Here is a 1,147-nt window from a genome sequence, read left to right on the forward strand (position 1 = left end):
CACAATGGCAATGGTTCTATAATCATGAACGACCGAATATGGCACTGAATGGCTTCACACCAATGCAGCATATTCAGCGCTTATCCGATTCTACTCATCTGCCCGGTTAAAAATGGTGGGGATTACCGATCACTTTTGATCAATCATTCATGCGAATTATAGAACTTATTTTGCTGGTAACGTTGTATCCGCTCGTCATTCTCCTTTACTTTTTCCTTATACCACATATTGCTACATCCCGGATCGCTAGGGGTAAGACAATATGGATTTTTATCAGTTTTAGACTCACTTTTCTCCTTGGTTAATGCTGATTTCACCTCTGGCGATGAGAAATAGTCTTTTTTATCAAAATCATATGAAGAATCTGGTAACGCCGCCTTATATGAAAAATCTGGTGACGCCGATGCTGCAACACCATGAAGCAATAGAATTAAAGGGGCATATGCATAACTCTTTAAGAATGGCATGAAAGGTATTCCCTTAGTCTTAACTATATGAATTCCAAATTCCTGATATGGTGTAAAGAATATGAAAGTTAAAATGTGGAACTGTGGTTTAAACCACTACAACAGGGATGTTCCAATTATATACAGCATCTCGATACAAGTGAGAGACCTCGATCAAAAGAGTGAAAACAGTAACGCGACAGGAAAGCTGATGGGCCAGGTCGCACCAACGAGTATTGCACTGAGGAGCCGGACCTTGCGGCTGTCACGGGCCAGAAAGTACGTTGCTATACCGGAAACTACCGCTATTACAACGTAGAAGATAGGATTGTAGTCCCTCCGGTTTTTAGTACCACCGCCAATGAGGATCTCCGGCCAGTTTTTGCCGCGCATAGATAACAGGTGGCATATCACCCAGTGAGCAATGCGATCCTACCCACGTAATGTGGAACGGCATTTATCTCTCACGGGGCAACCTCGATGTCGCTTTTGAAGACAGCGGACGACAGATAAATCCGCTGACAGCGCGTCTGACGGGGAACGTAGCTGGGGTGATGAAACTTTTAATCGCTGTGGCTGGCAGGCACAGCCTGAGTCTGGTACCTCCCCCCTCTGTCAGGATAGTTGTCACCCCCATCGAAAATACTAATGACAGGATGGGAACAGATCGTGAAACGAATTTCACCAGAACGTAAAGCTGC

Annotated in this window: 2 protein-coding genes and 2 pseudogenes; 2 read left to right on the forward strand and 2 right to left on the reverse strand. The window is 44.6% G+C overall.

Features of this window, described 5'->3' with window-relative positions; genetic code table 11:
- Positions 1-110 (forward strand): annotated as a pseudogene (locus GA0061070_RS25055) (IS481 family transposase); the annotation flags it as partial.
- A 33-nt stretch (positions 111-143) separates the two neighbouring features.
- On the opposite strand, the gene GA0061070_RS25060 reads toward GA0061070_RS25055, so the two are convergent.
- Both GA0061070_RS25060 and GA0061070_RS24480 read right to left on the reverse strand, forming a co-directional pair.
- Positions 144-467, reverse strand: a complete 324-nt coding sequence (locus tag GA0061070_RS25060) for a hypothetical protein (protein WP_139109846.1) — start codon at positions 465-467, stop codon at positions 144-146.
- A gap of 153 nt (positions 468-620) precedes the next feature.
- Positions 621-770 (reverse strand): GhoT/OrtT family toxin, encoded by a 150-nt coding sequence (locus tag GA0061070_RS24480; protein ID WP_244153206.1) that lies wholly within the window; start codon positions 768-770, stop codon positions 621-623.
- A 125-nt stretch (positions 771-895) separates the two neighbouring features.
- On the opposite strand from GA0061070_RS24480, the pseudogene GA0061070_RS25775 reads away from it, so the two are divergent.
- Positions 896-1,095, forward strand: a pseudogene (locus GA0061070_RS25775) (hypothetical protein); the annotation flags it as partial.
- Positions 1,096-1,147: the final 52 nt, after the last annotated feature.

It is taken from the genome of Kosakonia oryziphila (genome assembly GCF_900094795.1).
GTDB lineage: Bacteria > Pseudomonadota > Gammaproteobacteria > Enterobacterales > Enterobacteriaceae > Kosakonia > Kosakonia oryziphila.

What these genes read in the sequence shown, in the direction of transcription:
- GA0061070_RS25060 (WP_139109846.1), bottom strand. Translation starts at nt 467, where the DNA reads ATGCCATTCTTAAAGAGTTATGCATATGCCCCTTTAATTCTATTGCTT.